A 26314-nucleotide genomic window follows, 5' to 3' on the forward strand; every position below is an offset into this window, starting at 1 on the left:
CCCGTCATTGAATCATTCAATGACGGGCTGTTTTCATTGATAAACATGCATCAGGGTTTGATCTTTTGCCCCTTCTAGGGTAAAAAAAGGAACTTCATATCAGCCTTGAATATCTGATCATCGTTGATCTGTTTTGGTTTGAACTCCATCGCTTCATACCAGTTATCCAACGCTCCCCTGTTTTATGAGCGATTTACCCAGCGGCCCGCTTTTGTGCGACAGGCCGCTAACCCTGGTTTTATAAGCGGTTTGTGACGATACCCCATCCCTTTGTAAGGATGGATCTGGAGAGTTTCCCATGCGTCTGCGCGAGATCCCGTATAACTATACCTCTTACTCCGATCGTGAGATTGTCATCCGCTTATTGGATGAATCCATGTGGGAGGTTCTTAATCGCTTGCGCAAACAGCGCAAAACGGGACGTAGCGCCCGAATGCTGTTTGAAATTCTTGGCGATATCTGGATGGTCACCCGTAATCCTCTGATCCAGGATGACCTACTGGCCGACCAAGGGCGCCATGACTCCATGCTGCAGACCTTGCGAGATCGGGTCCGACAGATGCGCGAACGTGCTGTGGGGACCGATGCCACACCCGATGTCCATGAGCTTATCGACCGCACCGACGAAGCGGTACGCAGTTTTGATAGCTGGCTGAAAGAGGCGGGGCAACTGCGGGAGCGATCAGCCAAACGCTTTGCCAGAGACTTACCCAAAAATAATGTGGATTTTTCGGGGACTGCACGGGTATCTCATGTAACCGATGCAACAGACTGGCGAGTAGCCTACCCCTTTGTGGTGCTTACCCCAGATACTGAAGAAGAAGTTGCGCTGGCGGTACGTGCCTGTATTGAGCTTGATCTGATCATTGTTCCACGGGGTGGTGGTACCGGTTATACCGGGTCAGCGGTACCTCTGTATGAAAATACCGCGGTGATTAATACAGAAAAGCTGATCCAAATTGACCCCGTCACACTACGTGATGCACCAGGTGTTGATGAACAGGTCGCGACGGTTTTTTGCGGTGCCGGTGCGGTAACCCTTCATGTTTCCAATGTGGCTGCTGATAGTGGCTATGTCTTTGCTGTGGATCCAACCTCGCAAAGCTCCTGCACCATTGGTGGAAATATTGCCATGAATGCGGGTGGGAAAAAGGCTGTCTTATGGGGTACGGCCATTGATAACCTGCTCTCATGGCGCATGGTTGAACCCACGGGGAACTGGTTGGAGGTCACCCGCCTGCAACACAACATGGGTAAGATCCATGATGTCCCTGAGGCATCCTTCCGTGTTGCCCGTTATGGAGCCGATGGCAAAACCCCCCTCGGTGACCCAGAGGTCATTACCCTACCGGCCCATGAGATCCGTAAACCCGGTCTAGGTAAAGATGTAACCAACAAAACACTCGGTGGCCTGCCAGGAATCCAGAAAGAGGGTTGTGACGGCATGGTCACCAGTGCCGTTTTTGTTGTTCATAAAATGCCCGCCAGCACCCGTACGGTCGCATTGGAGTTCTTTGGCCATGATCTCTCAGAAGCTGTACCTGCCATTGTTGAGATCAAAGACTATCTGGATGGAGGAGCCGGTGATACCCGCTGTGCGGGCCTGGAACATCTAGACGATCGCTATATCAAAGCCGTTGGCTACAACACCAAATCCTCCCGTCAGCAACAGCCCAAGATGGTCTTGATCTCAGATATCGTAGGGAATGATGATGCGGAAGTTCAAGCTGCTGCAGAGCATGTGGTTAAACTGACCCAGGCACGTAATGGTGAAGGGTTTATTGCGGCCACCCCAACGGCCCGTAAGCGCTTTTGGGCTGACCGTAGCCGTACCGCGGCCATTGCGGCCCATACCAACGCCTTTAAAATTAATGAAGACGTTGTTATACCGCTGGATAAACTGGCGGAATACAGTGCAGGTATTGAACGCATCAATATTGAGCAGTCCATCCATAACAAATTGCGCACCATCGCTACGGTACGTCACTACTTCACCAATGGTGACTTTGGTAAACATCTTCCAAAAGGGTACCCTGCCAGTTCAGAGAGTGAAGAGATTATCCAGACTAAAGTGGAAGCTGCCCTTAAAATTTTGGATGATATTGCAGCTCAATGGCAGGCTTTTTTGGCCAATCTGGATACGCCATGTGGTGAGATGCAAGCACTGCTCTCATTACGCACAGTTTCAGAGTATCGATCAGATGAATCTCTGCTAAAAATCATGCTTCGCCATGCCATGCGTATCTCCTACCATCAGGAGATTGCGGCCCCTGTGAAAAATCTCTTCAGTGGCGAGCTGTGGGATGGTGTGCGGGCGCATCTGGACCACATACATCAAGATGTACGCTCCAGCCGGTTGTTTGTTGCCCTGCACATGCATGCTGGGGATGGTAATATCCACACCAACATACCGGTCAACTCCAACGATTATCAGATGCTTACCTCTGCAGAAGAGGTGGTTGATCAGGTTATGGAGCTCTCCACCAACCTGGGGGGGGTTATCTCGGGTGAGCACGGTATTGGCATTACCAAAGCGCAATATATCCCTGAAGAGGCCCGAGAGGCTTTCCGTGTTTACAAAAGTAAGGTAGACCCCGCAGACCGCTTTAACCGGGGTAAACTAACCCAAGGCTTTGACCTGTCCGAGGCCTACACCCCCTCCTTACGTTTGGTCCAGCAAGAAGCATTAATTTTACGCGAAAGCGCTTTGGGGGATCTAAACGACATGGTCCGCAACTGCCTGCGTTGCGGTAAATGTAAGCCTCACTGCTCAACCCACGTGCCACAAGCCAACCTGCTCTATTCACCACGTAATAAGATCCTGGCCGCAGGCTTGATGATCGAGGCCTTCCTCTATGAAGAGCAAACCCGACGGGGTATCTCTGTACGACATTTTGAGGAGATGAATGACCTAGCTGATCACTGTACCGTTTGCCACAAATGCTTCAACCCCTGCCCTGTTAATATTGATTTTGGCAAGGTCACCATGGCCATGCGTGGGGTGTTGAGCAACCGCAAACAGCGTGTGACCAGCATCGGCAGTAAAATGGCCATGCAGTTTCTCAATACCAATGATCCAAAAGCCATTAAATTGATGCGCAGTACCGTCATTAAAGGCGGCTATACCGCCCAGCGTATGGCGCATAATTTGGCGAAAAAAAGTCTGCATGTTGGTACGGATAAAGAGCCACTTCCCATCAATACCACAGGACGCCCCAACCTTCAGACACAAGTGTTGCATCTCATCAAGCGACCTTTGCCTGAACAGCTACCGCCAACCACCATGCGGGCTGAGTTTGATTTAGAAGATGGGCGTTATGTACCACTGTTTAGGGACCCTACCCATAAAGAGAGCGCTAGAGAGACCGTTTTCTATTTCCCAGGCTGTGGTTGTGAGCGGCTCTTTAGTGATGTTTCTATGGCGGTAATGGCCATGCTCAACCATGTGGAGGTCAATACGGTTCTGCCTCCCACATACACCTGTTGCGGCTACCCACAAGCAACAGCAGGCAATGAAGAGCAGAGTCGAAAAATCACCACCGATAACCGCGTTCTGTTCCACCGGGTCGCCAACCAACTCAACTATCTGGATATCAAAACCGTCTTGGTCTCGTGTGGAACCTGCCTGACGCAACTGGAAAAATATGAGTTTGAAGCAATTTTCCCCGGTTGCCGTGTTATGGATATTCATGAATATCTCATGGAAAAAGGGGTAACCCTGGGCGAACAAGGGGCAGGACGTAAGTATCTGTTCCATGACCCCTGCCATACCCCATCCAAAGTGCATGATGCCCATGAGGTGGTTAAAGCAGTGACCAACGCAGAGGTATCCCATACCGAACGGTGTTGTGGAGAGGCCGGTACATTTGCCGTCACCCGCCCAGATGTCTCCACGTCGGTACGGTTTATTAAAGAGCAGTCTATTGGTCAGAGCCGTGATCAGTTGAAACTGGCCCAGGATGAATCTGCGACCCTGCTCACCACCTGTCCAGCCTGTGTGCAAGGGCTCTCTCGCTATAGTGATACCACCCAAACAAAAACCCGTTATGTGGTTCAAGAGTTGGCCGACCATCTGCTGGGCACCCGCTGGAGAGATCAGCTGAAATCACAGGTAGATAGCGGTTGGATGGAGAAGATTTTACTGTAGTGAAATCAGCATCAGAGGCTTTTGGCCTCTGATGCTTGTCACATGCTTAAAGCACTCATTTCATCATTATCATACTTGGAGTAATCCATGTCTCAACGCACGGCACATAACCTCAAAGATTATGCCCCCCCTCACTTTTTGGTGGAGCAGGTGGAGCTGACCTTTGAACTGGATCCCTCCAAAACCCGCGTTGAGACGGTTACACAATACCACCGACATCCAGATGCTCCCGTTGATGCACCCCTTATTCTCAACGGAGAAGAGCTGGAACTAGAAAGTTTGGAGATTGAAGGACAACAGGGACCAGCACTCTATAGCATTGAGAATGACCTGCTCACCCTGACCCCACCAAGTGAGACGTTTACCTTACGCTGTGTCACCTATATTGCCCCTGATAAAAACAGCGCCCTGGATGGCCTGTATATCTCCAGTGGCATGTTCTGCACTCAATGTGAGGCTGAAGGTTTTCGCAAGATTACCTACTACCCAGACCGACCAGATGTCATGGCCAAGTATACGGTCACACTTATTGCAGATGCCAACGCCTACCCTGTACTGTTGAGCAATGGAGATAAAACCGCCACTCAGCAGCTTGATGATGGGCGCCACAGTGCAACTTATGTCGACCCCTACCCAAAACCCAGCTACCTCTTTGCACTGGTTGCTGGCGACCTGGCGCTACTTGAAGATCATTACACCACCGCCGAAGGGCGTGAAGTGACGCTGCAGCTCTTTTCAGAGGCACATAGCATTGATCAATGCGACCATGCTATGGAAGCCCTGAAAAAATCCATGAAGTGGGAAGAAAAGCGCTATGGCCTAAGCTATGATCTAAATACCTATATGATTGTCGCTGTTGGTGACTTCAATATGGGTGCCATGGAGAATAAAGGGCTCAATGTCTTCAATACCAAATATGTGCTCGCAGCACCCCATGTCGCGACCGATACCGAATATGAAGCGGTCGAAGGGGTTATTGCCCATGAATATTTTCATAACTGGACAGGTAACCGCATCACCTGTCGTGACTGGTTTCAATTGAGCCTTAAAGAGGGGCTGACCGTCTACCGCGACCAGAGCTTCTCTTCGGACATTGTCTCCGGTCCGGTTCAGCGTATTCAGGATGTACGCATACTGCGCAATCATCAGTTTCCAGAAGATGCTGGCCCAACGGCACATCCTGTACAGCCAGAATCCTATATTGAAATCAATAACTTTTACACAAGCACTGTCTACAACAAAGGGGCTGAAGTCATCCGCATGATGGAGACCCTGCTTGGCTGGGAAGCTTTCCGTAAAGGTATCGATCTCTATGTGGCACGTCATGATGGTGAAGCGGCAACGGTCGAGCAGTTTGTCTCATGTATGGAGAATGCCTCGGGCCGTGATCTAAGCCAGTTTAGACTATGGTATGTACAGGCAGGTACGCCAGAACTGACCTTTAATAGTCTCTATTTTCCCGAGAGCCAGCGCTATGTACTGAATGTTGCTCAGCACTGCCCTGCAACGCCTGGACAGAGCAGTAAAGCCCCGATGCACATTCCCATTCGCATTGCCCTACTGGACCCTAAAGGGGAAGCACAAACGCTTAAATTGGTTGAGGATGAGCACCCCTTAGGTAAAGAGGCAACCTTAGAACTAACCCAAAGTGAAGCAACCTATACGTTTGAAGGGCTTAGCCATCCACCAACCCCATCTTTAATGCGTGGTTTTTCTGCACCGGTAAAATGGGATGCCGCTTTGGATCATGAACAGCTGGCCTTTTTATGGGCCAATGATAATGATCCATTTAATCGATGGGAATCCGGGCAGATTCTGTCCGTATTAACCATTCTGGATATGGTGGAAAAAACTCAAAAAACGGGTCAGCTCCCTGATCTACCCAGTAGCTTTGCTGAAGCCTTTGAAACGGTGATTAAAGACAGCAGTAGTGACCCAGCCCTACTGGCGCTCTCGTTAACCCTGCCAACAACCGGCTACATAATGGACCGCATGGATAAAGCGGATCCCCATATCGTCTATAAAGTCCGCCAACATTTGCGTCAATCCCTGGCTACTCGTTTCCGTCCACTGTTCCTGAATCTGTATGGCCGTTATTTCAGTGAAGATGCCTATACCTACAGCCCAGACGCTGCGGGTGCCCGAGCATTAAAAAACCTAGCTCTGGACTATCTATTGGAAAATCCAGAACCGACGGTACTGGCTTTGGCGCGTAAACAGTTTAAACAAGCAGATAACATAACGGACTGGCTTGGTGCCTATGGTCCACTTTTACGCTGTGGCTGTGGTGCCAGTCATGATTTGACGGATGCACTCTATGACCGCTGTAAAAATTCCGCCAATGCTTTGGATAAATGGTTTGCCACGCAAATCAGTATGGTACCAGGCGAGCACGGTTTAGCGACCGCCCAAGCCCTGGCCAAACATCCTGATTTTTCCTGGAGCACCCCCAATAAAGTACGCGCTGTGGTGGGGAGTTTAAGTGGTGCCAACCCCACGGCTTTTCATGCCTTGGATGGTTCAGGTTATCGTTTTTTGCAAGAGGTTATCAGCCAGCTGGATGAAAAAAATCCCCAACTGGCCGCCCGCTTATGTGCCTACTTTACACGCTGGCGCCGCATGGTACCGGAACTGTCATCTTTAATGCGTCAATCTTTGGAGGTGCTGGTCTATAAACCAGGGCTTTCAAACGATACCTATGAAATTGTCAGTAAGAGTTTGGATGATTCCAGCACATAAGGGTTGACATCTTCCACGACTGAGGAAAAATGGAGAGGAGGATTGTTTTACACCGCCTCTCCAACACGTATGGGGTACACATGTCTGAAGAAGCCAAAAAGCCAGATGAAGAAGAACAGGATGAGGTTACCCGACAAGAAGAGCGCAAGCCCTTTGTCACCGAACTGATCTTTCATGCTGAAGATGGTACGATTTATACAGGGCAAACGACCGATGTAAGCCTTAGTGGTGCCTTTTTACACACCCAATTACCCGAAGGGACCAAACTGGCCCATGGGGATGAAGGGGTTGTGGAGGTAACCTTAGACCAAGGAGGAAGGAGCTACACCATGTCCTTTCCCTGTCGTGTGGCCCGTATTACACCGGCAGGCATTGGTTTGTTTTTTGATGAAGTTGACGAAGAAAGCGATCTGGACCACGGCTCCATTGAACTGTAAGGCCTGACATTTATTATTCTGCTTGTCTGTTTGATCACACCTTCTCCGAGCTGACCCTCCTGGCCATCACCCTGGCCACCTGAGGTTGCCTTCAAAAGCCTGCCCAAAAATTCTGCGTTTTGTTAGTATTGAGGTTATCCGCAATACTGGAGACGATATGAAACGTTACCATGCCATAGGGGGAGTGGTAGGGGCCGTACTCTGTACGCTTGTCCTTGCTTTTTTTACCCTCAACAGCACAGCTGCGCCTATTCGAATTGGGGTGCTCCATGCCCTAACAGGGACCATGGCCAACAGTGAAGCACCCCTTGTTGATGCCCTTAAGTTTGCAGCTCATGAGATTAACCAACAAGGTGGCCTACTGGGGCGAACCCTTGAAGTTGTGGTTGCGGATAGCCGGTCTGATTGGGAGCATAGCCGTAAACAGGCTCTACGCTTGATCAAAGATGAGCAGGTTGCAGCCCTGTTTGGGTGTTGGACATCAGCCTGCCGTAAAGCGGTTTTACCTGTTGTGGAAATCCATGATCACCTACTCTTCTACCCTCTCCAATATGAAGGTTTAGAATCCTCACCAAATCTAATTTATACCGGCTCTGCACCCAATCAACAGATCATTCCAGCGTTTCAATGGGCGCAAGAGAACTTTGGACCTAAGATCTATCTCGTGGGGTCAGACTATATTTTCCCACGAGCAGCCAACATGATCCTAAAGGATATTGCCCCTCTGCTGAACGGTCAGGTGGTGGGAGAGCGCTATCTACCACTGGGCTCACCTGATGTCGATGAAATTATCGCCGATATTCGAGCCAAAAAACCGGATATTGTACTCAATAGTATTAATGGTGATAGTAACCTTTTCTTTTTCCGTCACTGGCAGAAACAGGCTTCCCCAGCTAATCCCATACCGATTCTATCCTTTAGTGTCGCGGAGGCACTGGGCCAACATATGCCAAAAGCGCTCACTGGGCACTACCTAGCTTGGAGTTATTTTCAAGAGATTCAAACACCGGAAAACAAGGATTTTTTACACCGTTTTCAACGCTTCCATAAAAGCCAACAACCCGATCACCCAACCCATGTCATGGATGACCCCATGGAAGCGACCTACATTGGCCTAAATTTGTGGGCACAAGGTGTTCGAGATGCCCAAAGCATACACCCCAAAACCGTTCGCCAGAGTTTGAGCCGGCAAAGCTTTGCTGCACCACAAGGCATTGTGACCATTGACCCACAAACCCGCCATCTTTGGCGAAACATACGCATAGGACAGTTCCAGCCCGATGGTCGTGTTAAGGTGGTTTGGGCTCAACCACGCCCTATCCGCCCCACCCCCTTCCCGACATTTCATACTAAATCGTACTGGAAAAAACTGCTTTTCAAAGAGCTTGGGGTGAAGCTATGAAGCTTTTTAAAATTCCCCTATCTCAGCGCTTATTACTCTCACTTATTCTTTTCTCTTTATTACCTGTAGCTGTTGTTGGTTATGGTCTACTTAATATTTTTGAGTACTCCATGCGCCAAGAGATGACGCAACGTATGGCACATTTGGCAGACCAGAAGACAGACCAAATTCGTGACTACCTAAATGGCCGTATGCGCGACATTCAACTTTTGGCACAATCTCCAACCGTGCAACAAGACCTAACCTTATTTACAACCCGTTTTCATGAAGGCTACTCCTCGAAAGAGTATCAAAATCTTAACCATGAAAAGCGTGAGTTTTACTTAAACTTTATGGAACAGTTTAAGTACTATGATCTCTTCATGATTGATGTGAAGGGGGATGTGGTTTTTAGTGTATTACAAGAGGCTGATTTTGCGACCAACCTCAAGCATGGCCTTTATCGCCAATCTGAGTTAGGACAAGTTTTTAGCCAGGCACAAACACAACTTTCCGCCAATATTTCTAACATTAAGCCTTACACCCCTTCTGCAGAACCTGCGGTTTTTATGGCAGTCCCTGTTATCAAGGATACAACTCTTTTGGGGGTCATCGCCCTACAGATTGATATCAAACATTTTCACCAAGTTGTCGCTGATCGCATAGGGATGGGCAAGAGTGGAGAAACAGTGATTGCTCACCGTCAAGGAGAGTATGCCCAGTTTGTGATGCCCCTGAAACATGATCTGCACTCAACCTCTATTCATTCAGTCAAGCTTGGTGATCAACAAGGACAACCCATTCAGTTAGCGGTTAAGGGAGAACATGGTAGCGGTGTTCAACAAGATTACCGTGGGATTACCGTCTTGGCAGCGTGGCGCTATATACCAGAGATGCGCCTGGGTATGGTGGTTAAAGTCGATCAACGAGAAGCGATGGCCCCCGTACACACCATACGCAGTTATGGAATATGGGTGGTGACGACACTGCTGCTTCTGGTTGGTCTGTTTGGCTCAGCACTGCACCGTTCGATCATCCAGCCTCTTCAGCTCTTAAGTCACGCCACAAGCCAACTGGCTGCGGGGCAGATGGAGAACCGGGTTTCGATCCAAAGTCAGGATGAAATAGGTCAACTGGCCACCGATTTTAATGCCATGGCTGACCATCTACAACAGAGCCATGAAGAGTTGGAAAAACGTGTACAAGCAAGAACCTTGGCACTCACACACGCTAAAGATGAAGCACAGAAGGCCAGCCAAGCCAAAAGTGCTTTTTTAGCCTCCATGAGCCATGAAATTCGTACACCCATGAATGTTGTTATTGGTATGAGTGATATCCTGCTGGAGCGTATTCAAGATCCGACACAGCAAGCTCATTTAATAAAACTCCAACAAGCTGGCGATAGCTTATTGGCACTGATTAATAACATTCTCGACCTCTCAAAGATTGAGGCAGGCCGCTTAGAACTTCAAAATAGAGCTTTTGATCTCATTCCCTTAATAACAGAGACAACTGAACTGTTTAGCTTAAGCTGCCAGGACAAAGGACTCGATCTTATTTGTCAAATAGATGCAGATTCTTCTCTGTGGATACAAGGTGACCCAGATCGCCTACGACAAATCATCATGAACCTGCTTTCTAATGCCATTAAATTTACAGAAAAAGGTTCCATCCAGGTCAAGCTGACTCTGCATACAGATTGCTTTGAACTCTCCGTTATTGATACGGGAATGGGGATTGAAGCAGAGTATCAACACCATATTTTTGAAAAATTCACCCAGGTAGACCCAACCGCGACGCGCCGGCATGGGGGCACTGGGCTTGGTTTGTCTATCAGTAAAGAGCTTGTGACATTAATGGGGGGTAGCATCCATTTAACGAGTCAAATCAAGCAAGGGTGTCAATTTACGCTTAATATACCGATGCAGACCTGTAAACCTGTTCAACAAAAAGCCCCCATTTCACCCCCATCACAGCATACCGAACCATCTTCAACGGTCTGTTTACATATACTGATTGTTGAGGACTCTGAAGATAACCGCGCGTTACTAGACGCCTACCTAAAAACCAGCCCCCACCGCGTAACCTACGCCTTCAACGGCCAAGAGGGGCTTAAACTTGCCACCACACAACAGTTTGATCTCATTTTTATGGATGTTCAAATGCCGATTATGGATGGTTACAGCGCAACGTCAGCCATCCGAAACCATGAGAAACAACATAACTTACCACCAACCTCTATTGTTGCTTTAACCGCCAACGCGTTAGATGGCGATGCCCAGTTAAGCCTTCAAGCAGGTTGTACCGATCATTTAACTAAACCCATTAAAAAAGCGGCCTTTTTAGCTGCGATTGAATACTACACGCAAAAACAACCACCCACTTTATTATAAACCAACCTGCCAGCGAGCAGCACGGCTCATACGGCTTCGATCCCATGGAGGGTCCCACACCAGCTCTAGGCGTACTTGACGAATAGAGGGTAACCGGGCAACCGATTGGGCCACCTGCTTGGGTAGTGAACCTGCAACAGGGCAGTTGGGACTGGTTAAGGTCATTTGAACATGTGCTGTACTGAACTCATCCACCGCAACATCGTAGATCAGCCCTAAATCATAGACGTTTACCTTTAGTTCAGGATCTTCCACAGCACGCAGTGCCGCGACAATCTGCCTAAAAACAGGATCCATGACTTGATCATCTTCCAGTAGATCCGGTGACGGAGCCGGATTATCCGTATTTTTTTGCCAAGGCCAACGCATCATAATCCACTCTCCTATTCCGTACAGATGGTCGCACGGTCTCCAACCAGTGCGGCATGAAGAATATGCCAACCCAAGGTTGCACATTTAATACGGGTGGGGTGCTCTCTAACCCCCAACATGACCCGTAATTTACCAACCTCATTGGGGATCTTTTCGGGTAAGGCATGATGCGTCAAAAGGTGATGCATCATCTCAAACAACTGCTGGGCCTCCTCTGCTGTACACCCTTGAACACGCTCCAACATCAAAGAGCACATTGCCGTAGAGATGCTGCACCCAGCACCTTCAAACCCAACATGAGCGATAACCCCCTCGTGCATCTCTAGATGGATATCAAACTCATCTCCACAAATGGGGTTAAAACCATGGGCATGGTGGGTACACGGTTCAGGGTGTTCAGGGTAAAAACGGGGATGACGGTTATGATCCAGAATGGTCTGTTCATAGACCTCTCGCAGCATTTGATCCATGGTTTATACTCCCTGATGAGTCGGCGCCGTTTGTTGCAGACATTGGGCATACCAGGGCTTTAAAATAGGAGACGTAATATCACCAACCACCTCTTCCAGAAAACCTTCAATCAGTAGATTTTGGGCTTCCATTCGGGCAATGCCACGACTTTGTAGATAAAAAAGAGCCTCTTCATCCAATTGGCCAACCGTTGCACCATGACTGCATTGCACATCATCAGCTAAAATTTCCATCTGAGGTTGGCTTTCAACCACCGCATATTCGCTCAGAAGAAGCGTATCATTGCGTTGTGTCGCATGCGTGTGGGCTGCGTGTGGGTGAACCTTAACCATGGCATCAAAAACACCATGAGCATGGTCACACAGCATCCCTTTATGGAGTTGGCTGGACTGCCCATGGGCAAAGGCGTGGTTAACCTTGGTGCCCATATCCACATGGCGATGACCATCACCGGTATAGAGCCCCCTTAGCGTACACTGTGTTCCTTCCTCTTTAAGATTAACATGCATTCGGTATCGAGAAAGGGCCCCACCAACTGCAAAAGCATGGCTGTTAAAATGGCTGTCTGAACATTGCTGAACATGACATTGAGCCAAATGAAAACCTTCATGACTGATCTGTTGTACCCAGCCATGGTCCATGATCACCCCTGGGTGGAGATGGATATCTGTCTGGCAAAGTGTCAGATCATGCTGAGTGTTGGATAAACTGACGTGGTGCTCCACAATCTGGGCACCACTTCTGCGTTCTGCAACGATTAGATTATGTAGCGGGTGTAGAACAGGTGTATGAGAAGGGGTGTTAAGATAGAGCAGGTGGAGGGGCTGCTCCATAACAAACCCTTCCTCCAAATGGATAAAAGCTCCATCCATTAAATAGGCTAACTCAAGCAGTTGAAAGGGGTCCATCTCCTTCTCAGGATCAATTCTGAGATAGGGTTCCACCTTCTCTGGCTGCGATGCCAACATAGCCCCCAAACTGCCAACATATACCCCATGCGGAACCAAGGGGAGCCGAGAGAGCTGAACCGTAAAACGGCCATTCACAAAAGTGAGCAGGTTGCCTTCCTGCCAACTGCCCAGAAAGGGGTGAAGATCATCCAGATCCATGGCCAAACAACTGGGGGGGCGCGCTTCAAAATGTACCTTTTTTAAGGGATGCATGGGTGTATGTTTCCATGCCTCATCTTTACGGGTAGGCAGCGGCATTTGCGAAAAACGCTCCAACGCCCACGCACGCTGCTGCTGTAACCAAGGCGCCTCCCCGGGTAGAAGTGACCTTAACTGTTGCTGTTGTGCCACCTGTTGTGCCATCCAGCTATTCATGATGGATGCCTCCCCACCTCTGTTAAGGCAGAGTCAGGCGTGTCGCCTTGCATCCCGGTATAACCATGCTGTTCTAGCTCCATGGGCAGAGATGCATCACCAGAGCGAATGATACGTCCGCCACTCAATACATGCACGCGATCCGGCTGTATATAATCCAACAACCTTTGATAGTGCGTAATTAAGAGCATACTGCGGTGCGCATCCCTTAAGGACTCCAACCCCAGAGCGATATCCTTGAGTGCATCAATATCCAGCCCAGAGTCGGTCTCATCCAAGATGGCTACCGAAGGCTCCAGAAGCGCCATATAAAAGATCTCATTGCGTTTTTTCTCTCCTCCCGAGAACCCACTGTTCACCCCCCGGCCCAACATCTGTTCATCCATGCTAACGCGACTCAATGCCTGTTCGACCCGCTCTTGAAAATCATAAGCATCCAACTCAGGCTCACCACGAAAACGTCGGCGTGCATTTAAAGCAGCTTTAAGCAATTGAAGGTTATTAACCCCAGGGATCTCCACTGGATACTGAAAAGCTAAAAAAAGCCCCCGCAGCGCCCGCTCTTCAGGTTCTAACTGTTCAATGGCTTCTCCATTCATACGAATGGTGCCGCGTTGCTGTTCATAGCCAGGATGTCCAGACAACACATGAGCCAATGTGCTTTTGCCAGAACCATTAGGCCCCATGATCACATGTACCTGACCATCTGGAATCATGAGATCCACCCCATGAAGAATTTTTTTACCTGCAACAGAAGCGTGTAGATTACAGATCTCTAACATGATACCTGCTCCTTAACCAACCGTACCTTCCAGGGTCAACTCCAAGAGCTTGTGGGCTTCAACCGCAAACTCCATAGGTAGTTCATGGAAGACCTCTTTACAAAAACCTCCAACGATCAGGTTGATGGACTCCTCTTCACTTAATCCACGCTGACGGCAGTAAAAAAGCTGATCGTCACCGATACGTGATGCCGTAGCCTCATGCTCTACAACCGCAGTAGGGTTTTTGACTTCAATAACCGGATAGGTGTGCGCACGACACAGGTCTCCCATCAATAAAGAGTCACATTGAGTGTGGTTGCGTGCACCATGAGCACCAGAGCCCATACGTACCAAACCTCGATAGGCATTGTGACCATGCCCAGCAGAGATTCCTTTAGATAGGATTGTGCTGCGGCTATTGCGTCCCAGATGAATCATTTTCGTTCCGGTATCCGCTTGTTGATGGTTCGCTGTTACGGCAACGGAGTGAAAACTACCCACCGTATTATCCCCACGAAGGATCACACTGGGGTACTTCCAGGTAATGGCAGACCCGGTTTCAACCTGAGTCCAATCAATCCGGGAACCATGGCCACGACAATCCCCCCGCTTTGTCACAAAGTTGTAAATACCGCCGCGCCCTTGCGCATCACCGGGATACCAGTTCTGTATGGTGGAATACTTGATGTGAGCCCCCTCCATAGCAACCAGTTCGACCACCGCAGCATGAAGTTGGTGTTCGGCACGTTGTGGCGCTGAACAGCCCTCTAAATAGCTCACATAGCCGTCGCGATCACAAATAAGCAAGGTGCGCTCAAACTGACCTGTTTTAGCCTGATTAATACGAAAATAGGTGGAAAGCTCCATGGGACAACGGACCCCAGGAGGTATGTAACAAAAAGAGCCATCACTGAATACAGCTGCATTGAGCGCGGCAAAAAAATTGTCCGTTGGGGGGACAACACTCCCCAGATAGCGCTCAACCAGTTCAGGGTAGTTTTGAACGGCCTCTGAGAAGGAACAAAAAAGAATACCATCTTTTGCTAGGCGCTCTTTAAAGGATGTCGCCACCGAAACGCTATCAAAAACCGCATCCACAGCCACCCCTGCCAGAGCGGCACGTTCATCCAGAGGGATACCTAGCTTTTCATAGGTTTTAAGAAGTTCTGGATCGACATCCTCTAAACTTTTGGGGGCATTTTCACTATTTTTTGGCGCAGCATAGTAAGAGATGCTCTGATAGTCGATAGCAGGATAGCGTACCGATGACCAACTCGGCTCCGTCATCTCCTGCCACTTTTCAAAAGCTTGTAAACGCCACTGTGTTAACCATGCAGGTTCTTGTTTGAGTTCGGATATTTTTTCAACAACCTTTCGGTTTAAACCAGGAGGAAACACATGAGCATCGACATCTGATACAAAGCCATGAGGATAGCTTTGATCCATAAATTCAAGACCTTTAACTGCTTGATTCATGATGGTCACCTTTATCCGTCATGCCAAACCTTCTTAGTCAGGCATTATGATAACCTCGCCCCAAGTCCGTTAAACGGTACCTCTTTTAGACCTGTGGTACTTGATCCGTGCCCCGGGTCATCCAAAAGATCCGCAAGGGTGATCCCCTCTAACGCGCCCATCACTGCATGGTGTATGCGTTGCCATTTAACAGGCATTGGACAGTGATCCAAATGCTCACACGGCTCATCACTACAACAAGAGGTTAGATGTAAGGGTCCATCAAAGACCGCAATGATGGCGAGTAGAGATATTTCCTGCACAGGTAACCGTAAACGATAACCACCATTTGCTCCTCTTTGCGAAATGAGAAGTTGGGCGATGGTTAGTTTTTTAAGAATTTTCCGGACTGTTTGGTCCGGTAGGTAGGAGCAGGCGACCAACTCTGTGGCACTCATGGTGCGATGCGGATGCTCTGCAAGCACACGCATCACAACAATGGCATAATCGGCAAGTTTACTGATACGGAACATGGCCCCCTCCTTTACTAACTAGGACCATAACAGTACTATATTGGTTCACATAAAAAGCATCGCCTTATCGGGATGCTTAATCACAACAGGGTAAGATACCTACTGCCGATCCTCTACCCGTAACACCAAACGAAAACCAAGCGTACTGCTTTTAGAGGTAGGAGATACACGATTTCGATAGGCTACCCGGCAGGCTTTAACGGTACTGCGCCAACTGCCGCCACGGCAAACACGTACTTCACCAAAAGGCGCACCTGTTGGGTTACAGACACCATGGGCACATTTTTTATAGGTATCATCCCCATACCAATCCTCGACCCACTCCCACACATTACCCAACATGTCATACAAGCCCCACGGGTTTGCCTGTAGCTTGCCAACAGGGTGGGGAACATCCCCTGCATTTTGGTTATACCAGGCATATCCATGCAGCTCGGACATGTCATCTCCAAAGTGGAATTGGCAATCACTCCCAGCCCGTGCGGCGTATTCCCATTGAGCTTCCGTGGGTAAACCCATGTGTAAATTGGATCCACTCAAATGGGTAAAGTTACGTAAAAAGCTTTGGGCATCCTCCCAACCAATACCTGAAGCAGGCAGAGCGGCTTCCACCTTTTTACGTTTTTTCCCTTCATCCAGTTTATGAACACGGTTCCAAGCATCCCAAGTCACTGGATGTTGTGCCATCCAAAATCCATCCAACTCCACCGTGTGTACAGGGGATTCATCCGCACGCCACCCTAAGACACCCTTGTTGCTACCCATTTGAAACTGACCTTGGGGTATCCATATAAAGGATAAACCGGTGATGGGCTCTTCCCAACACTGACCCGCTTCTGGATGCGTCGGCAGTGGCTCTTGGGGTTCAGGGGGAACATAAACTTCCCCTTGGTCCGCCTTCGTTGAGGCTGCATGTGCTTTGGGAATGGTCGTCTTGGGGCCTGCACTGTTGTTGGATTGGGTACCAAAATCATTGATGGAAGCCACAAAACTGCGCCAAGCATTCTTCTTTTTCTTGGTCTTCTTTTTCGGGCTACTACCTGGCTCAGCCGGGGCCTGTGCCGCTGGTTTGGCAACCTGTTGCGCAGAGTCCTCTTTAGGGGGCGCCGTTTTAGCAACAACTTCTGCTTTCGACGTTGGCGTCGGCGCTACAACTGGTGCTTCACTCTTCGGTATCGGTTTGGCTGTCGGTGTCGGTTTGATGGTTGGTGCTGTTTTCGTACTTTTTTCAGCAGGTTTCACAACTGCTGCAGGTTTTGGTGCCTCTGAACTACCCTTTGTAGAAACAGTATTGTTTGCCGTATCTTCACCAAACAGTTGGGCTTTCCAGTCACTTACACATTGGGGGCGATCGGTTTCCAGTACCTGCAGCGCCAGATCAATATTTTTAAGAAAGTTGGCACTATAGCGCTCTTTTGCGACATCCACCGCGCGGATCATAGGATCAGGCTGGTTACGCAGCTTAGCATTAATGCGTAGGGCAGCATCCATGGGTTTTTTACCCGTCACAGCATGGTAAAGTACCGCTCCCATGGCGTAGATATCCGTCCAGGGGCCTTGGCGCGCTCCACTGCTGTCATACTGTTCAAACGGTGAATACCCCAAAGTCAACAGACTGGTCATATGCTGATCGGTCTGCCCCAGAGATTGACGGGCCGAACCAAAATCGAGAATAACCGGTTTACCATCTTTACGAATTAAAATATTGGCTGGTTTCAGATCGCGATGGATAAAACCTGTTTCATGGAGGGTCTCTAGCGCAGAGAGCAGCGGGGTAAGCAGCTGTCTAAGCTGCCCTTCAGTCAGAGTTTTGCGTTGTTTAAGGATGGCATCTAGACCCTTACCTTCCGCAAACTCCATCACCATATAGGCCGTATTATGGTCCTCAAAAAAACTAAGAACCCGCACAATATGGGGATGTCGGAAACGCGCCAGGGTGCGGGCTTCACCTAAAAAGCGGTCAAGCCCCCAACGAAAAGTTTCTTCTGCTTCGGGAGAGTTAGGTAGAACGGTCTCGCTCTGATCACGGCTGGCAAAAGCTGAGGGCAGATATTCCTTAATGGCAACCAACTGATCCAGGTTGGTGTCTTTGGCCAAATAGGTAATGCCAAAGCCCCCTTTACCCAGGACCTTAATGATCTCATACCAGAGGATCTGTGCCCCCTCTGGGAGTGAATCGTTAAACTTGGAAGCTGCCATTACGTACCCGCTTTGACCTATCCCTCGTATCGCTTACCGCTCGGGGACAGCACGCCTTTGCGTATGCCACTCAGCAGGATCGATCCCGTACTGTCCAGGCGGCTTTCAGTTGTGCGGCCTGATCTGTCAGTTCATCTTCTGACAAGTCAGACTCTTCCCAATCCTGAGCATCCATTTTTTCTTGTGACATCTGCTGATCCTGCCAAGCTTCAGCCTCCATGATCTGTAGTAGATGATCATTCTCACCACCACCACACAGAGCCATATCTTCAAGCAGATCATCACCACAGCACGATGCTTTATGATCAGAGCCATCAAAGAGTGATACAAGACTACCCAGTGTTTGACGCACCAAATAGTAAATACCACCGATAACCATGACCGCAGCTTGCAGAAATAAAACCAGCCACCCATCTTGGTGGGCCTGCTCTGCACGTGTGGTGATGCAGCAGCGGCGCACATGCCCGGAGCCCACACCAGATAAACTACGTTTCATATCCTGATTCAACGAATCACAACTACGCTCAAAACGTTGAATTTTACTACCGCTGCGGGGGGAAATTTTTTGACTTCCCAACACCCGTTTACGCGCAAGCTCAGGATACATATGTCCTGATCCACGCACCCCATTAGGGTGCTTGAAATAAGCTCGGTTCCTCGTCATGGTCTGCCACCCATTCCTTGGATTATAATGCCCTATCCTATCTCACATCACATCTTTAGTGAGATTGAACACGTTGCTCCCCAGCATTGTGTTCATGGTCTAAGCGACCAATGGTTCACCTATATTTTATTGTGGTGTCTCAGCCACACCCCCTTTTCACTTAATCATGAAAAGGATCCATTGGCTGGCCCATATGGTGAACTTCTTTTCTCTACCCTCTAGGTCTACAACAGCCAGAGGTTGGAGGCAAGGCGATATCCCTAAATCCTCTATTTTTTTCGCAGGATTATGCCATATCGCGCTTGAAGCTGTGGTTAAACATAAATATCAACCCGGGGGGCTTTATTGGCCTGTCGGGCATCATTTTGTCTGGCGGTTTGTTCAGCTCGGTCAATGCCATCATGTGACTGAGTAACAGATTCCGTCTTTTTTAGAGCAGAACCAACCTCTGGACTTTGGGTGCGATTAGACGGCTCCACACTATTGGCTGGGTGCCGTACGGATTGCGCCACTGAGTTAACTGCATCCATTGGAGATCTCCAATACCCACCATTTATACTTAAATCTATCATTAGTTTAAGGGGAAAGATGGATCAGGTCTATTGCTTTATGCCAACAAGGCATAAAAGCGAGCTTCCATTTGATCAAGCATATGATCCAACCCAAAGTTTTCGTGGGCATCCGCATGGGCTTGATTTGCTAAGCGTTGACGGTGGGCTGGGTCTTCTCGCAAATGGGTTAACGCGTTGGCCAGTTGTTGACTGTTTTTAGGCTCAACCAACAGGCCATTATGATCATTTTTAAGAATTTCCCCAATACTCCCAGCCGGTGTTGAAACACACGGCAACCCACACGCCATAGCCTGCATAAGGGCTTGGGGCACCCCTTCATTGGCATAGGAAGGCAGGCAGAAAAGATCCATGGCCTGCAACCAAGGCACAACATCCTGCTGTTGCCCAACAAGGGTAACATGATCTTCCAGCCCCATTTTGGGGAGCAACTTTCGATAGTGGGGTCCCATGGGTCCATCCCCAACCACCAGCAGTCGGCAATCAGGTGCTGCTAACGCTTTAAAAGCCTTAAAAAGATATTCATGACCTTTCCAGGTCCGCAACGTAGCCACAATACCAATGGTAAAGGGGGTTTCTTCAAGCCCTAGCTGCTTACGAGCCTGCTTGGCATTCGCAGGCTTGTACCGCTCAAGATCAATCCCGGTGGGGATAGCTGTTACATGATCTCTGGAGAGCCCGTTGTAATCAACCAACATGTCACAAATCAGCTCCCCCGTCGTAATCACATGTTGACTGAGCGTGCCGTAAAGCCATTTGGTCGGTAAATTTTTTGTCACGGGAGCGGAAATGTGCCGGAGTCGGATGACAGGTATGGATCGACGGCGAAAACGTGCGGCTAAAGCGGTAAGCCAACTATCCGTTGAGCTATGGGTCACAATAATATCTGGCTCATGCTCGTTCAGCCAGCGTGCGACAGCGCTCAACCCTTTAACTCTTTTTTTATGGATGGGCAGTGGGATTGGGGTTATCCCATAGTTGGGTGCATTCTTATACAGTAATGATTCTGGAGAACACAACACAGAGACGCGGTGGCCGCGCCCGATCAACCCTTTGGATTCGGTGAGAATACGTATTTCCTGCCCACCCCAACCCAAGGAGGCTTCGGTATGAACAATATGGAGTGACTGACGGCTCATGAACCTGAAATCCAAAAAAGAGGAATGATTCCATCTACACAGGGTCCAACTTTTCACAGTCAAGAACCAAGGAGATGGGATAGTGCCCAATGTAATAACACAGCCCGAAGATTTACCCCCTGCCCTTCAAGAGGCTTTTCTAAAACTACGACAAAAGACCTGTGTTCCCAGCTATATATGGCAACATATGCGCAAAGCACCTGCCCATGGTAATAGCCAGCCTCTACTCATGCGCAACAGCAGCCTAAAACGGCTGCAACCGTATTTGGAGACCCTGCAACAGTATGGCTATATACGAGCTGTTACCACGACACCATACGCTAAAAAAAAGAGTTTCTGTATGACAACCATTGAAGGGGTAGACCCCGCTTTTCAAACGATTGCTACTGCACTGTTTCCAACGGCCATGGTGTAAGGTTCAAGTATCTGGAGCACGATCGGGGCGACTCCAAATATAGAGGGCCACAATGATCAGAATAATAATGACGCCAACCTTAAGCCATAAGGGTAGATAAGGCATCCATACCACCACCAGTGCACTCACCAGCATCGCACCAATAGCAGCCATTTTTGCACGGGCCGGGATCACCCCCCAGCGTTGCCAACGTTGCAGAGGGGGGCCAAACAAAGGGTGGTCGTAGAGCCAACGGTGAAGATGCTCACTCCCTTTTGAAAAGGCCCACAAAGCCAATAACATAAAAGGGGTTGTTGGCAGTACCGGCAAAAATGCCCCAATAATACCTAACACAAAAAAGAGCCACCCCAAAAGCAGATAGAGGTGGCGGATTATGCCTCTCTGTCTCATCCAGGGCAGCTCCCTTTAAGATAACGCAGTGACTTTAAAAACCTTGGGTAACCAAACCATCGCGCAGTTTAGGCTCAAACCAAGTGGATTTGGGTGGCATGACTTGATTATCATCCGCAACAGCCATCAGCTCATCCATGGTGGTTGCATTCATGGAGAAAGCCACTGCCATATCCCCACTATCAACACGGGCCATCAATCCTTCCATACCACGAATACCACCGACAAAGTCGATCCTTGGATCACGTCGCAGATCTTCAATACCGAGGATAGGGCCCAACACATGATCACTAAGCAAGCTGACATCTAACCGCTTTGTGGGATCTTCAGGATCCGTGATTACAGATTTTAAGGTAAGCTGATACCACTGCCCAGACAAATACATACCAAAGGTACGCCGTTGGTCAGGGCTGAAAGGTGCATCCTGCTTGCTCACATCAAACGACTTTTCTAACTGTTCCATAAAGCCGTCGACAGTTAAGCCCCCTAAATCTTTAACCACACGATTGTAGTCAAGAATACGCATTTGATTATCTGGGAACAAGACCGACAGAAAGCGGTTATGGGGTGCCTCTTCCTGGTCGGTTCCCTTACCTTCTTCGACAAAACGACGGTGTACCCGGGAGGCTGCAGCGCTACGATGGTGCCCGTCTGCCACATAGACATGCCCCAACGCATCAAATGCTTGTGAAATCGCCTGGTTATGCGTCGCGTCTGCCGATACCCACAGCGTATGCTGAATACCGTCCGCCGCCGTAAAATCGTAGATAGGCTCATCCTGACAAATCTGCCCAACCAACGTATCGATATGAGTATTATGCCGGTAGGTCAAAAAAACAGGGCCTGAATGGGCCTGTAGACGCCAGGCAAACTCAGTTCGATCATTCTCTTTATCTGGCCGGGTGAATTCATGTTTTTTAATGCGGTTGCTGTCATAAGCTTGCACCGACGCAGCCGCGACCACCCCTGTTTGAGCCCGCCCATCCATAATCAACCGATAGATGTAGTAACAGGGGGTATCATCTTGAACCAGAACCCCTTGTTCTTTTAAAGCGGCAAAATTCTCAGCAGCTTTTTGGTAGACGCTCGCATCGTAAGGGGAGGTACCTGAAGGTAGGTTAATCTCAGCTTTAGAGACCCTTAAAAAGGAGTGAGGATTATCCCCTGCCATCACTCGGGCCTCTTCCGAGTTTAAAACATCATAAGGAGGAGCAGCGACCTGTGAAACATGCTCAGGTGGGGGGCGCCAGCCATTAAAGGGTTGCACCAGGGCCAATTGTGACATGAGACTGCTCCTTAACAACGCAGGATTGATGGCACTTGAAAGTGTGCTGGGATCCATTTTCTGGTCGCCATTATGGACATCTCAGCCTCGTATCTCAAGCACTTAACCCTCAAGGCCAACCTGAAAAGAGGATTTGTCAGCCGCGCAGAGGAAGTTATCTTCTTTTTTTCCTGCAACTTCCCTTACTTAAATCCTTGAAATTCGCATTAATGCTACCTTCATCAATGGGGGATATGGCATACTCAATAAAGGTCAATGGAAATCCAAAAGAACACTTGCCCTCAAGGTTAACTACGGACTTATGCTTCTTTCCTCCCGCTTTTCCATCAAGCCCCTTTGTGTGGCTCTTTTCGCCCTGCTCTTCACCATGGGGCCCACACTTAGCCTTGCGGTTGAACCGTTGACCCTTGGGGTTTTTCCTCGGCGAAATGCCAGTGTGACTTACACCCTATTCAGCCCACTTGCCAGTTATCTAGAAACCCATCTGGACCGCCCGGTTCGCCTGGTGACTTCCAAAGATTTCAAAAGCTTTTGGAAACATGTGGAATCGCAAAAACTGGATATCGTGCACTTTAACCAACTGCACTACCTGCGTGCCCACACACAGTTTGGCTACAATGCACTGGTCATGAATGAGGAGTTTGGCGCGGGGACAATCCGTGGGGCTCTGGTGGTTCGACGGAACACCGGCATTCACACCATTGATGATCTGCGCGGCAAAACCATCATCTTTGGTGGTGGACCTTCAGCCATGATGAGCTACGTGGTACCCATGAACATGTTAAAAAACGCTGGGATAACCAGTAAGGATTTTAACACCCGTTTTGCTATTAACCCTCCCAATGCGGTGCTCTCGCTTGCCCACCATCAGGCTGAAGCGGCTGGTACTGGGCATGTTATTCTGGATCTACCCACTGTCAAAAAACGAATTGATACGCGTCGTTTAAAAATATTGGCACAAAGCGCTCCCCTGCCCCACTTACCATGGGCAACCCGTCAAGACATGCCAAAAGAGATACGGGATCAGCTCCGTAGCATCTTTACGACCATGAAACAGGATGAAGAGGGGCGGATGGTACTTAAGCATGCCAGAGTGACCAACTTTATAAGCACCGATGACCAAGCCTATACCGTACACCGCGCTATTGTTAAGGAAACACTGGGAGAAGCACACTAGGGACAAGCAACACCTCTGCTCACACAGGTAGGGTTGTTATATCCTGATCAGGGGTACTTAAGGTTACCTCACCGATATCCGCACCCCTAGGTGCCCCATTAAACGTTTGATTGGATCTTACCTACATGCGTTTAGGACTCTCTACACGCTTTATCCTGTTTATCAGTTCTCTGCTATTGATCGCTTCAGTAGTGAGCAGCCTTCTGATTATTCAACTGGAAAAACGTTTCTTAAAAGATCAGTTCTCACAAAGAGCCAATGCCCTTGGACAATTTGTGGCCAATATCTCACCTGACGCCATACTCTCATATGACTTTGTGCAGTTGGAGCATTTTGCTGAAATGCTCATGGATCAGCCTGATCTGATCCTCTCCGCTATTGTCGATCGTGGTGGCAACCCCTTAGCTATTCACCAAAATGATCATCTTCCAGCCGCGCTACAGTTCAGCCATGAGGGATCGCTGTTTGAGATAGATGCTTTCAATAACATGCTGCACTTCTATAAACAGCAGCCCGATGCCATATGGTTCTCTTACCCCATACGATATCAGCGCACCATGCTTGGAGAGGTGATCATTATTTTGGATCGCTCTAGCCAAGTAGAGATACAAAACACCCTTTTCACCCAGCGCATGGCTGTTTCGGGCGGAGTTATTCTCCTGGTAATTTTTTCACTCTACCTTGGGTTTAAGCGCTATATTCTCAGCCCGATCTTAGACTTAGTTCGTGGTGCCAACCGTATTGCGCACGGTAACTATAAAGAACCCATCCCCCACACCACAGGTGCGGAGTTGAATGAACTGACCTCCGCTGTCAACCATATGATGGAGAGCATTCAACAAAAAACGGAAGAGAACGCTAAGATCTTCCGGGCAGTAGAACACAGCCCAGCATCGGTGGTTATTACCAATGCTGAGGGTAACATTGAATATGTTAACCCTAAATTTTGCCAACTTACCGGCTACCAATCCGAAGAGATTATCGGTGAGAACCCCCGCTTTTTAAAAAGTGGGGAGATGAGCCAAGGCTTCTATAAGGATATGTGGACAACCATTACCCATGGTAAAGAGTGGCATGGTGAATTTTATAACCGCGCCAAAAATGGATCACTCTTCTGGGAAGCCGCATCCATCTCTGCCATCCGCTCTGATGAGGGGGAGATAACCCACTTTGTTGCAGTAAAGGATGACATCACCACCAGAAAAAAATTGGAACGAGAGCTTCAACAAGCACGAGACCGCGCTGAAAGTTCCAGTCGGGCAAAAAGTGAATTCCTGGCACTGATGAGCCATGAGATCCGTACCCCTATGAATGCCATTTTGGGGATGTCTGAACTCTTGGCAGAAAGCAGCTTGGATGATGAACAGAGTGAATTACTACACGTACAGCGTCGTGCAGCTCTGGCGCTGCTGGATCTGATCAATGATATTCTGGATCTATCCAGGGTAGAGTCTGGTCGCTTAGAGCTTGATCCCATACCGATGAATTTGCCCGATTTTCTCCATGAAATTCGGGATCTTTTTCGACAGGAAGCAGAGAAAAAGAACCTCGCCTTATCGGTTACTTTGGAAGATGAACTGCCTGAAAACTACCATGCCGACCGCGCACGTTTACGCCAAGTTTTGATCAATCTAGTCGGTAATGCGATTAAATTCACCAAAGAAGGGGGGGTTTGGATCACCGTTGAGGCCGTTGGCCAACAGAGTGGTTTACACCAGCTCAAATTCTCAGTAACTGACAGCGGGTGTGGTATTCCTAAATCTGCCCAAGAACAAATTTTTGATCCCTTCACCCAGGCAGATGCCTATGTCACACGGCAACATGGCGGTACCGGTCTGGGGCTCACCATTAGTAAACGTTTGGTACAGCTCTTTGGTGGGCACCTAAAAGTTGAAAGTCAGGATAACCGGGGAAGTACCTTCTACTTTAATGCCAACTTACCGGCATTAAAAAATGATGTCCCCCAGAGACAATCTGAAGAGAAATTCTCTGCCCCGACCTTCAAAACTCAGCGTGATACAAACCGCCTGCCTACCATCTTGTTAGCAGAAGATATGCCTGACAATGCCCTACTGATTGAGCGCTTTTTAAAGAAATTTCCCTGCTCATTGGATATTGTAAGCAATGGTCAACAAGCTGTTGAGCATTTCATAGGGAACAAGCCGTATGATTTGGTGTTAATGGATATGCAGATGCCCGTACTGGACGGCTATAGTGCCGTACGTGAAATCCGTGAGCACGAAGCCATGAATGATCTCCTACCAACCCCCATATTGGCCCTGACAGCACACGCCTTAAAAGGGGATGCAGACAAAAGCATGGCTGCAGGATGTGATGATCATTTGACCAAGCCCATTCGTAAAGAGGCACTATGGGCAGCCCTCTCTCGTCACCTCTCGTTTGCAGAAGCGGAGCGAGAGCCTGTACAGCCATAGTACCACTCTACGGGATATGAACCA

General features: G+C 48.9%; 20 protein-coding genes. 8 read left to right on the forward strand and 12 right to left on the reverse strand.

Annotated elements, in window-relative coordinates; translation table 11 throughout:
- The first annotated feature begins 298 nt into the window (after positions 1-298).
- The 5 genes from V5T57_RS06520 to V5T57_RS06540 all read left to right on the forward strand — a co-directional run bounded on the left by V5T57_RS06520 (position 299) and on the right by V5T57_RS06540 (position 11097).
- Entirely contained in the window at positions 299-4147 is a 3849-nt protein-coding gene (locus tag V5T57_RS06520; protein WP_332890371.1) for a DUF3683 domain-containing protein, read from the forward strand.
- 87 nt (positions 4148-4234) lie between these two features.
- The gene (gene pepN / locus V5T57_RS06525) at positions 4235-6886 is read left to right on the forward strand and encodes an aminopeptidase N (RefSeq protein WP_332890372.1); all 2652 of its coding nucleotides are present in this window, start codon (positions 4235-4237) and stop codon (positions 6884-6886) included.
- Positions 6887-6966: 80 nt separating this feature from the next.
- Positions 6967-7323 (forward strand): PilZ domain-containing protein, encoded by a 357-nt coding sequence (locus V5T57_RS06530; RefSeq protein ID WP_332890373.1) that lies wholly within the window; start codon positions 6967-6969, stop codon positions 7321-7323.
- A 157-nt stretch (positions 7324-7480) separates the two neighbouring features.
- Positions 7481-8725, forward strand: a complete 1245-nt coding sequence (locus V5T57_RS06535; protein WP_332890374.1) for an urea ABC transporter substrate-binding protein — start codon at positions 7481-7483, stop codon at positions 8723-8725.
- On the forward strand, positions 8722-11097 hold the full coding sequence (locus tag V5T57_RS06540; RefSeq protein ID WP_332890375.1) for an ATP-binding protein: 2376 nt from the start codon (positions 8722-8724) through the stop codon (positions 11095-11097). Before V5T57_RS06535 ends, V5T57_RS06540 begins: the two co-directional genes overlap by 4 nt.
- Here the strand turns inward: V5T57_RS06540 and V5T57_RS06545 are convergent.
- The 10 genes from V5T57_RS06545 to V5T57_RS06590 form a co-directional block, all read right to left on the reverse strand.
- Positions 11092-11469, reverse strand: a complete 378-nt coding sequence (locus tag V5T57_RS06545) for an iron-sulfur cluster assembly protein (protein WP_332890376.1) — start codon at positions 11467-11469, stop codon at positions 11092-11094. The genes V5T57_RS06540 and V5T57_RS06545 overlap by 6 nt on opposite strands.
- An 11-nt stretch (positions 11470-11480) precedes the next feature.
- Positions 11481-11939, reverse strand: a complete 459-nt coding sequence (gene sufU, locus V5T57_RS06550; protein WP_332890377.1) for a Fe-S cluster assembly sulfur transfer protein SufU — start codon at positions 11937-11939, stop codon at positions 11481-11483.
- Between the two features lie 3 nt (positions 11940-11942).
- On the reverse strand, positions 11943-13265 hold the full coding sequence (gene sufD / locus V5T57_RS06555) for a Fe-S cluster assembly protein SufD (RefSeq protein WP_332890378.1): 1323 nt from the start codon (positions 13263-13265) through the stop codon (positions 11943-11945).
- A complete protein-coding gene (gene sufC, locus V5T57_RS06560; protein WP_332890379.1) occupies positions 13262-14047 on the reverse strand; it encodes a Fe-S cluster assembly ATPase SufC in 786 nt (261 codons plus the stop codon). Before sufC ends, sufD begins: the two co-directional genes overlap by 4 nt.
- Before the next feature lie 12 nt (positions 14048-14059).
- The gene (gene sufB / locus V5T57_RS06565) at positions 14060-15505 is read right to left on the reverse strand and encodes a Fe-S cluster assembly protein SufB (RefSeq protein ID WP_332890380.1); all 1446 of its coding nucleotides are present in this window, start codon (positions 15503-15505) and stop codon (positions 14060-14062) included.
- 44 nt (positions 15506-15549) lie between these two features.
- Positions 15550-16017, reverse strand: coding sequence for an SUF system Fe-S cluster assembly regulator (locus V5T57_RS06570; RefSeq protein WP_332890381.1), 468 nt, complete (start codon positions 16015-16017; stop codon positions 15550-15552).
- Positions 16018-16116: 99 nt separating this feature from the next.
- Positions 16117-18216: an SUMF1/EgtB/PvdO family nonheme iron enzyme gene (locus tag V5T57_RS06575; RefSeq protein ID WP_332890382.1), complete on the reverse strand. Its 2100-nt coding sequence runs from the start codon at positions 18214-18216 to the stop codon at positions 16117-16119.
- A gap of 70 nt (positions 18217-18286) precedes the next feature.
- Positions 18287-18823, reverse strand: coding sequence for a hypothetical protein (locus tag V5T57_RS06580; RefSeq protein WP_332890383.1), 537 nt, complete (start codon positions 18821-18823; stop codon positions 18287-18289).
- A gap of 371 nt (positions 18824-19194) precedes the next feature.
- Entirely contained in the window at positions 19195-19410 is a 216-nt protein-coding gene (locus V5T57_RS06585) for a hypothetical protein (protein WP_332890384.1), read from the reverse strand.
- A gap of 77 nt (positions 19411-19487) precedes the next feature.
- Entirely contained in the window at positions 19488-20588 is a 1101-nt protein-coding gene (locus V5T57_RS06590; protein WP_332890385.1) for a glycosyltransferase family 4 protein, read from the reverse strand.
- Positions 20589-20670: 82 nt separating this feature from the next.
- On the opposite strand from V5T57_RS06590, the gene V5T57_RS06595 reads away from it, so the two are divergent.
- A complete protein-coding gene (locus V5T57_RS06595) occupies positions 20671-21003 on the forward strand; it encodes a hypothetical protein (protein ID WP_332890386.1) in 333 nt (110 codons plus the stop codon).
- Positions 21004-21006: 3 nt separating this feature from the next.
- Here the strand turns inward: V5T57_RS06595 and V5T57_RS06600 are convergent, their stop codons facing one another.
- Together V5T57_RS06600 and V5T57_RS06605 are read right to left on the reverse strand one after the other, a co-directional pair.
- A complete protein-coding gene (locus V5T57_RS06600; protein ID WP_442918177.1) occupies positions 21007-21375 on the reverse strand; it encodes a YbaN family protein in 369 nt (122 codons plus the stop codon).
- A gap of 52 nt (positions 21376-21427) precedes the next feature.
- On the reverse strand, positions 21428-22678 hold the full coding sequence (locus V5T57_RS06605; RefSeq protein WP_332890388.1) for a DUF1015 domain-containing protein: 1251 nt from the start codon (positions 22676-22678) through the stop codon (positions 21428-21430).
- Between the two features lie 301 nt (positions 22679-22979).
- On the opposite strand from V5T57_RS06605, the gene V5T57_RS06610 reads away from it, so the two are divergent.
- Both V5T57_RS06610 and V5T57_RS06615 read left to right on the forward strand, forming a co-directional pair.
- Positions 22980-23855: a phosphate/phosphite/phosphonate ABC transporter substrate-binding protein gene (locus V5T57_RS06610; protein ID WP_332890389.1), complete on the forward strand. Its 876-nt coding sequence runs from the start codon at positions 22980-22982 to the stop codon at positions 23853-23855.
- Between the two features lie 125 nt (positions 23856-23980).
- A complete protein-coding gene (locus tag V5T57_RS06615) occupies positions 23981-26290 on the forward strand; it encodes an ATP-binding protein (protein WP_332890390.1) in 2310 nt (769 codons plus the stop codon).
- Positions 26291-26314: the final 24 nt, after the last annotated feature.

This window comes from Magnetococcus sp. PR-3, assembly GCF_036689865.1.
Taxonomy (GTDB): domain Bacteria; phylum Pseudomonadota; class Magnetococcia; order Magnetococcales; family Magnetococcaceae; genus Magnetococcus.